The 7,623-nt window shown below is 70.8% G+C and carries 7 protein-coding genes; 5 read left to right on the forward strand and 2 right to left on the reverse strand.

Translation table 11 applies throughout. The features are described from left to right. Window positions 1-60: 60 nt before the first annotated feature. Window positions 61-819 carry an IclR family transcriptional regulator gene (locus ACFWEK_RS16270; RefSeq protein WP_430554702.1) on the reverse strand — a complete coding sequence of 253 codons (759 nt, stop codon included), beginning with the start codon at window positions 817-819 and terminating at the stop codon, window positions 61-63. Between the two features lie 67 nt (window positions 820-886). On the opposite strand from ACFWEK_RS16270, the gene eda reads away from it, so the two are divergent. After that, window positions 887-1,540 carry a bifunctional 4-hydroxy-2-oxoglutarate aldolase/2-dehydro-3-deoxy-phosphogluconate aldolase gene (gene eda, locus ACFWEK_RS16275; RefSeq protein WP_430554703.1) on the forward strand — a complete coding sequence of 218 codons (654 nt, stop codon included), beginning with the start codon at window positions 887-889 and terminating at the stop codon, window positions 1,538-1,540. Window positions 1,541-1,570: 30 nt separating this feature from the next. Beyond that, complete coding sequence (locus ACFWEK_RS16280) at window positions 1,571-2,677, forward strand: sugar kinase (RefSeq protein WP_430554704.1); 1,107 nt, start codon at window positions 1,571-1,573, stop codon at window positions 2,675-2,677. Window positions 2,678-2,758: 81 nt separating this feature from the next. Here the strand turns inward: ACFWEK_RS16280 and ACFWEK_RS16285 are convergent, their stop codons facing one another. Continuing rightward, window positions 2,759-3,787, reverse strand: coding sequence for a LacI family DNA-binding transcriptional regulator (locus tag ACFWEK_RS16285; protein ID WP_430554705.1), 1,029 nt, complete (start codon window positions 3,785-3,787; stop codon window positions 2,759-2,761). Between the two features lie 282 nt (window positions 3,788-4,069). On the opposite strand from ACFWEK_RS16285, the gene ACFWEK_RS16290 reads away from it, so the two are divergent. The 3 genes from ACFWEK_RS16290 to ACFWEK_RS16300 all read left to right on the forward strand — a co-directional run. After that, window positions 4,070-5,047 carry an ABC transporter permease gene (locus ACFWEK_RS16290; protein ID WP_430554706.1) on the forward strand — a complete coding sequence of 326 codons (978 nt, stop codon included), beginning with the start codon at window positions 4,070-4,072 and terminating at the stop codon, window positions 5,045-5,047. Beyond that, entirely contained in the window at window positions 5,044-5,967 is a 924-nt protein-coding gene (locus ACFWEK_RS16295) for a carbohydrate ABC transporter permease (protein ID WP_430546975.1), read from the forward strand. Before ACFWEK_RS16290 ends, ACFWEK_RS16295 begins: the two co-directional genes overlap by 4 nt. 75 nt (window positions 5,968-6,042) lie before the next feature. Continuing rightward, a partial coding sequence (locus tag ACFWEK_RS16300) for a sugar ABC transporter substrate-binding protein (RefSeq protein ID WP_430554707.1) occupies window positions 6,043-7,623 on the forward strand: 1,581 nt, incomplete at its 3' end.

Consider the following 7,623-nt stretch of genomic DNA (forward strand, 5'->3'; position numbering starts at 1 on the left):
GACGTAGCACCTGATGGCGGTTCCCCGCGGGGAACCGCCATCAGGTGCTACGTCGAGGGGCTACGACGTCGGCGCCGGGACGGTCAGGCCGGTCGGGAGCACCCGGGGCAGCAGGTCGCGGAGCGCGGCCACGCGGGCGTCGCGGGCGGGTCCGGTCATGCGTTCGACGGGCGCGGTGATGCTCACGGCCGCCACGGGCCGGCCCGCGCGGAGCAGCGCGACGGCGACGCACGCGATGCCCGGCTCGTTCTCCTCGGTCTCGGTGGCGTACCCCCGCTCCCGCGCCGCGGCGAGGGCCGCCCGGAGCGTGGCGTCGGGCGTGGCGTCGGGCCCGCCGTCGTGCCCGGGCGACGGCGCGCCGTCCGGCGTCGCGGCCAGGAGCGCCCGGCCCAGCGCCGTCGTCGCGACGGGGATGCGCCGCCCGACGGCGGACCACACGCGCAGCGGGCGCTGCGGCTCCACCTTGTCGAGGTAGACGACCTCCTGCCCGGCGAGGGTGCCGAGGTGCACGAGCTCGTCGACCTCGTCACGCAGCGCCTCGAGCGCCGGGCGCAGCAGGCCGGGCAGGTTGTCCTCGGCGAGGTACGCCGCGCCGAGCGAGAGCACGGCCGCCCCCAGCGTGTAGGCGCCGTCGGCCCGCTGGTCGGCGTACCCGCGGTGGCGCAGGGCCGCGAGGGTGCGGTGCAGCGTCGACTTGTTCGCGCCCACCTCGGCGGCGAGGTCGGCCAGCGCGACCCCGCCGGCTCCCGCGCGCGCGAGCGCGTCGAGGGTGAGGAGCGCCTTGTCCACGCTGCCGAGCGGGCTGGGGGGTTGGGTCATCGGTGCTCGTCCTCTATGGTGTTCCGTAGTGAACAACGTGCGTTCACCATAGCGAAACGGAGCCAGGATGTCTTCCCCCTCGACCCCGGCCGGCGACGTCGTCGCCGCCCTCGGCGCCCACCGCCTCGTGCCCGTCGTCGTGGTCGACGGCGCCGACGAGGGCGCCCGCCTCGCCGACGCGCTCGTCGCCGGCGGCCTCCCCGTCGCCGAGATCACCCTGCGCACCGCCGGCGGCATCGACGCGATCCGCGCCGTCGCGCAGACCCAGCCCGAGGTCGTCGTGGGTGCGGGCACCGTCACCACCGTCGACCAGGTCGACGCCGTCGTGGGCGCCGGGGCGCGCTACATCGTGTCGCCGGGGCTGTCGGCCGCCGTCGTGCGCCGGGCCCAGGAGCACGGCGTGCCGGTCCTGCCGGGCGTCGCCACGCCCAGCGAGATCATGGCCGCGCTCGACCTCGGCCTCGACGTCGTCAAGCTCTTCCCCGCCTCCGTGGTCGGCGGCCCCGCCGCGATCAAGGCGTTCTCCGCGCCGTTCCCCGGCCTGCGGTTCGTGCCGACGGGCGGCGTGAGCGCCGCCAACCTCGGCGACTACCTCGGCCTCGCCCCGGTGCTCGCCGTCGGCGGCTCGTGGATGGTCGAGAAGTCCCTCGTCGCCCAGGGGGACTGGGCCGAGGTCACCCGCCGCACCGCCGAGGCCGTCGCCCTCGCGCAGCCCGCCTGAGTCGGCCCGCAGAGCCTGCAAGGAGACACGATGACCAACCCGTCCATCACCACCCGCCCGGCCGCCGAGTGCCGTTACGACGCCGTCGCGCTCGGCGAGGTCATGCTGCGCCTCGACCCGGGCGACCGCCGCGTGCGCACCACCCGCTCGTTCGACGTCTGGGAGGGCGGCGGCGAGTACAACGTGGCCCGCGGCCTGCGCCGCGCGTTCGGCCTGCGCGGCGCGATCGTCACCGCCCTCGCGGACAACGAGGTCGGCCGCCTCGTCGAGGACTTCATGCTCACCGGCGGCCTCGACACCTCCTGGGTGCAGTGGCGCGAGTACGACGGCATCGGCCGCAGCGTCCGCAACGGCCTCAACTTCACCGAGCGCGGCTTCGGCGTGCGCGGCGCCGTCGGCGTCAGCGACCGCGGCAACACCGCGATCGCGCAGATGCAGCCCGACGACGTGGACTGGGACGCCCTGTTCGGCTCCGGCGTGCGCTGGCTGCACACCGGCGGCATCTTCGCCGCGCTGTCCGAGTCGGCGGCCGACGTCGCCGAGGCGGCCATGACCGCGGCCAAGAAGCACGGCACGATCGTGTCGTACGACCTCAACTACCGCCCCTCCCTGTGGAAGGGGATCGGGGGCGTCGAGCGGGCGCGCGAGGTCAACCGCCGCCTGGCGCACCACGTCGACGTGATGATCGGCAACGAGGAGGACTTCACCGCCTCGCTCGGCTTCGAGGTGGAGGGCGTGGACGAGAACCTCACCGACCTCGACACCGGCGCCTTTCGCGCGATGATCGGCACCGCCGCCGAGGCCTACCCGAACTTCCAGGTCATCGCGACGACGCTCCGCGGCGTGAAGTCCGCGTCCGTCAACGACTGGGGTGCCATCGCCTGGTCGCGCGCCGAGGGCTTCGTCGAGGCCACGCACCGCGCGGACCTGGAGATCTTCGACCGCGTGGGCGGCGGCGACTCGTTCGCCTCCGGCCTCGCCTACGGCCTCATGGAGCTCGACTCGCTGCAGCAGGCCGTCGAGTACGGCGCCGCGCACGGCGCGCTCGCCATGACCACGCCCGGTGACACGACGACGGCGACCCTCGCCGAGGTCGCCAAGCTGGCCGGCGGCGGCAGCGCGCGCGTCCAGCGCTGACCCGTCCCACGCATCGAGCGTGCTGAATTGCTCCTCAAACCGGCCGTTTGAGGAGCAGTTCAGCACGCTCGATGCCGTTCGTCAGGGTGCCGGGGGAGCGGTGGACTCCCGGACGACGAGGCCGGTGGCGAGGTTGACCCGCCGGGCCATCGGCGTCTCGCCGCGGGCGAGGTCGAGCAGCAGCCGGGTGGCCGTGGTCGCCATCTCGACCAGCGGCTGGCGCACGGTGGTGAGCGCGGGCGTGGTCCAGTTCGCGAGGGGTAGGTCGTCGTACCCGACGACGGACAGGTCGCGCGGTACGGAGATGCCGCGCTCCTGCGCCGCCCGGAGCAGCCCGATGCCCTGCATGTCGGACCCGGCGAAGACGGCGGTCGGGCGCTCGGGAAGGTCGAGCAGCTCGCTGCCGGAGCGGTAACCGGACTCCACCTCGAAGTTGCCCGACCGCACCAGCGCGGGGTCGAAGCCGATCCCGGCCTCCTCGAGCGCCGTGCGGTAGCCGTCGAGGCGCGCGCGGGCGCACAGCATGTTGCCCGGGCCGGAGATCGCGGCGATGCGCCGGTGCCCCAGCTCGAGCAGGTGCCGCGTCGCCGCGAGCCCCCCGCTCCAGTTGTCCGACCCCACCGTGGGCACGTCGGGCGGGGGCTCGCCGTCGGTGTCGATGACGACGTAGGGGATGCCGCGCGTGGTGAGGCGCGGCCGCTGCGAGGCGCTGAGGCTGGCCGCGACGAGCAGCACGCCCAGCGGCGGGCGCGAGAGCGTCGTCTCGAGCCAGGTGGACGGCGGGCGGTGCTTCCCGCCCAGCTCGGACAGGATGACGCTCACCCCGGCGGCCGCGGCGGCGTCCTCCACGCCGCGGATGATCTCCGTGGACCACGCCGAGCCCACCCGGTGGAAGACGAGGTCCACGAGCCCCGCGCCGACCGGCGGGGTCGCCGCCCGGCGGCGCCGGTAGCGGTGCCGCTCCAGCGCGGCCTCCACGCGGTCGCGGGTGGCCGGCGCGACGTCGGTCCTGCCGTTCAGCACCTTGGACACCGTGGGCGCGGACACGCCCAGCTCCCGGGCGATCTCGGCGATCGTCGGTGCGGGGCCCTGCGGGGTAGGGGTGCTCATCGTCCGTCCAGTCGTGGTGCGGGGTCGCTGGGGTTCCGCGCGACGGCTCGCAAGTTTCGGCTCGACCGTACACGACGTCGGGCGTCTTCCAGGCGTTACTGGGCGCCGTGATCAGACCGTGATCGGCCGGGTGCTTGACCACCACCGAAGGCTCCCCCTACTCTCGGCCGCAGTTGGAGAACGTTTTCAATGACGAAACTTTCGGATCGTCGGCGCGAGGTTGCGACCGGCGGACCGCACGACGACGTGACGGCTGGGGGACTCATGGCGCAGGCCGCAGGGATGGTGACGACCGTCCCACCGATCGACGACGCACCGTCGTCACCACCACCGCGGGACGAACCGCGGCGGCGGACGCGCACCACGTGGCGCCAGGCGCTGCGCAAGGACTGGCGGCTGTACTCGTTCGTCGTCCTGCCGGTGCTGTTCTTCCTGATCTTCAAGTACGTGCCGATGATCGGGAACGTCATCGCGTTCCGCCGGTTCCGCCCGGGCGGCAGCCCGCTGGGCGACGAGTGGGTCGGCTTCTACTACTTCGACATGTTCATCCACAACCAGCAGTTCTGGCAGGTGTTCGGGAACACGGTGATCCTGGGCCTGCTGACGCTGGTGATCTGCTTCCCGCTGCCGATCGTCCTCGCGCTCATGCTGAACGAGCTGCGCTCGCGGCGGTTCAAGAAGATCGTGCAGACGATCTCGTACCTGCCGCACTTCATGTCGATCGTCATCGTCGCCGGCCTCGTGCTGCAGCTCACCGCGGTGAGCGGCACGGTGAACCAGGTCGTGGAGGCGTTCGGCGGCGACGCGATCGCGTTCATGCAGCAGCCCGACTGGTTCCGCTCGATCTACGTGAGCTCGGAGGTCTGGCAGACCGTCGGGTGGGGCACGATCCTCTACCTCGCCGCGCTGACGACGGTGGACGACCAGCTCTACGAGGCGGCCCGGATCGACGGCGCGAACCGCTGGCAGCAGACCTGGCACGTCACGCTGCCGGGCATCCGGCCCACGATGATGGTGCTGCTCATCCTCAACATCGGCTCCTTCATGGCGGTCGGGTTCGAGAAGGTCCTGCTGCTGCAGAACCCGCTGATCTACTCCACGGCGGACGTCATCTCGACGTACCTGTACCGCGTGGGCATCCAGTCGGCCCAGTTCTCCTACGGTGCGGCGATCGGCCTCTTCGAGGCCCTCATCGGACTGGTCCTCGTCCTCTCCGCGAACTATGCGTCGCGCCGCCTGGTGGGAGCCTCGCTGTGGTGATCGAAACGTCGACCCCGGACCTCGCTGCGGTCCGGCACGAGCCGACCACCGTCAAGGACACCCCCGGGTACCGGGCCTTCCGGGTGGTGAACGTCCTCGCGCTGCTGGTCGTGTGCGCGGTGACGCTCTACCCGTTCGTCAACCTGGTGGCGAAGGCGTTCTCCTCGGAGGGCTTCATCGCCGCGGGCGAGGTGAACCTGCTGCCGCGCGGCTTCAACCTGGAGACCTTCGACGTCGTCATGGGCGACGCGATGTTCTGGACCAACTACAAGAACACGGTCGTGTACACCGTGCTGGGCACCCTCATCTCGATGGCGCTCACCACCCCGTACGCGTACGCGCTGAGCCGCCGGCACCTCAAGGGGCGGAGCTTCTTCATCGGGATCGCCGTGTTCACGATGTTCTTCAGCGGCGGCCTGATCCCGAACTACATCCTCGTCGCCGACGTCCTGGGCATGCGCAACACCCTCTGGGCGATCGTGCTGCCCGGCGCGATCTCGGTGTTCAACCTCCTGGTCATGAAGTCCTTCTTCGAAAACTTCCCGGCCGAGCTCGAGGAAGCCGCGGCGATCGACGGGCTCACCACCTACGGGATCTTCGGCCGGATCGTGCTGCCGCTGTCCAAGGCGGTGCTGGCCACCATGACGCTGTTCTACGCCGTGAGCATGTGGAACTCGTGGTTCAGCGCCTTCCTGTACCTGGACCAGAAGGAGCTCTTCCCGGTCACCGTCTACCTGCGCAACCTCATCGCCGCGGCGTCGAACCCGGCGGCCGGGATCTCGGGCGCGGACACGGTGCAGATCGGCGCCAACATCCAGTCGGTGACGATGCTGCTCACCGTGCTGCCGATCATCTGCTTCTACCCCTTCATCCAGAGGTACTTCGTCTCCGGCGTGATGCTCGGCTCCGTCAAGGGCTGACGGCCGGTCATCACCCGCACTGCACGCACCACATCCCGCTCGAGAGCGACGACGCTCGTCACACGAGGAGAAGACATGAGGAACACCCGGATGCGGGCGGCCGTCGCGGCCGCGTCGCTGACCACCCTGGCCCTGGGCCTCGCCGCCTGCGGCAGCGGCGGGGACGACGGGGGCGGCGACGGCGCGAGCACGGCCGCGGCCGCCACCATCGACGCCGAGCACTCCGTCGGCGCGATGGACGACTTCGCCGTCGGCTCCGCCTTCAAGGCCACCGAGCCGGTGACGTTCTCGCTCATGTACCGCGACATGCCCGACTACCCGGTGAAGGACGACTGGTCGGTGTTCCAGCACCTCGAGTCCGACCGCAACGTCACCTTCGACCGCACCGACATCCCGCTGGCCGACTGGGACCAGAAGAAGGCGCTGCTCATCGGTTCCGGCGAGGCGTCGGACCTGATGCCGGTCACGTACGCCGGCTCCGAGACACAGTTCGTCTCCGGCGGCGCGATCCTGCCGGTGTCGGACTACCTGGACTACATGCCGAACTTCGCGGACAAGATCGAGAAGTGGGGCCTGCAGGAGGACCTCGACAACCTGCGGCAGGAGGACGGCAAGTTCTACCTGCTGCCCGGGCTGCGGGAGAAGCCCGACGTGCAGTACTCCGTCATGATCAACGACGACATGTGGAAGAAGGCGGGGATCACCGAGGACCCGAAGACCTGGGACGAGTTCGGCGAGGACCTGAAGAAGGTCCAGGAGGCCAACCCCGACGTCACGTACGCGTTCTCCGACCGCTGGAACGAGAACCCGAACCCGCTCGGCTCCCTCCTCAACGTCATGGCGCCGAACTTCGACACCGCCGCGGGCTGGGGCTACAACAACGCCCACTACGACGAGGACGCCGGCGCGTTCGAGCTGACCGGCACCACCGACGCGTACAAGCAGCTCGTGGAGACGGTGCACGGCTGGGTGGCCGACGGGACCATGGACCCGGAGATCACGCAGTCGGACGACCAGGCCAAGCAGAAGTTCGTCTCCGGCAAGTCCGCCGCGGTGTCCGCCAACACGCAGGAGCTCACCGCGTACCGCACGGCGATCGAGGACGCCGGCAAGAAGTTCAGCACCCGCCTGCTCACCGTCCCGGGCGGCCCCGCCGGCAGCAACGTGCCCTCCGGCCGCTTCACCTCCGGCGTCATGATCTCCTCCGACGCGGCGGACAAGCCGTACTTCAAGGCGCTGCTGCAGTACGTCGACTGGCAGTACTTCTCCGACGAGGGCATCGAGTTCGGCACGTTCGGCGTCGAGGGCGAGACCTACTCCGCGGGCTCCGACGGCACCCCGTCGCTGAACGAGGACATCACCTGGGGCCCGATGAACCCGGGTGCGGAGAAGTTCCTGAACAAGGACTTCGGCTACAGCAACGGCGTGTTCGTGCTGGCCAACGGCTCCTCGCAGAAGTACATCCAGGCCATGATGCCGGACGAGATCAAGGACTGGACCAACACGGTGCTGGACGCGAAGACGATGCTCCCGGTCGCGCCCGCGGCCCGGCTCGACGAGATGGAGCTGGAGCAGAACACGCTGCTGGACACGCAGATCAAGGACGCCGTCGCCGCGGCGACCGCGGCGTTCATCACCGGCAAGAAGCCCCTGGAG

This window comes from Isoptericola sp. NPDC060257 (assembly GCF_042726645.1).
GTDB classification, from domain to species: domain Bacteria; phylum Actinomycetota; class Actinomycetes; order Actinomycetales; family Cellulomonadaceae; genus Isoptericola; species Isoptericola nanjingensis.

Excerpts from the sequence above, each read along its gene's own strand:
- ACFWEK_RS16270 (WP_430554702.1), bottom strand. The coding sequence starts at position 819 with ATGACCCAACCCCCCAGCCCGCTCGGCAGCGTGGACAAGGCGCTCCTC.
- eda (WP_430554703.1), top strand. The coding sequence starts at position 887 with ATGTCTTCCCCCTCGACCCCGGCCGGCGACGTCGTCGCCGCCCTCGGC.
- ACFWEK_RS16280 (WP_430554704.1), top strand. The coding sequence starts at position 1,571 with ATGACCAACCCGTCCATCACCACCCGCCCGGCCGCCGAGTGCCGTTAC.
- ACFWEK_RS16285 (WP_430554705.1), bottom strand. The coding sequence starts at position 3,787 with ATGAGCACCCCTACCCCGCAGGGCCCCGCACCGACGATCGCCGAGATC.
- ACFWEK_RS16290 (WP_430554706.1), top strand. The coding sequence starts at position 4,070 with ATGGTGACGACCGTCCCACCGATCGACGACGCACCGTCGTCACCACCA.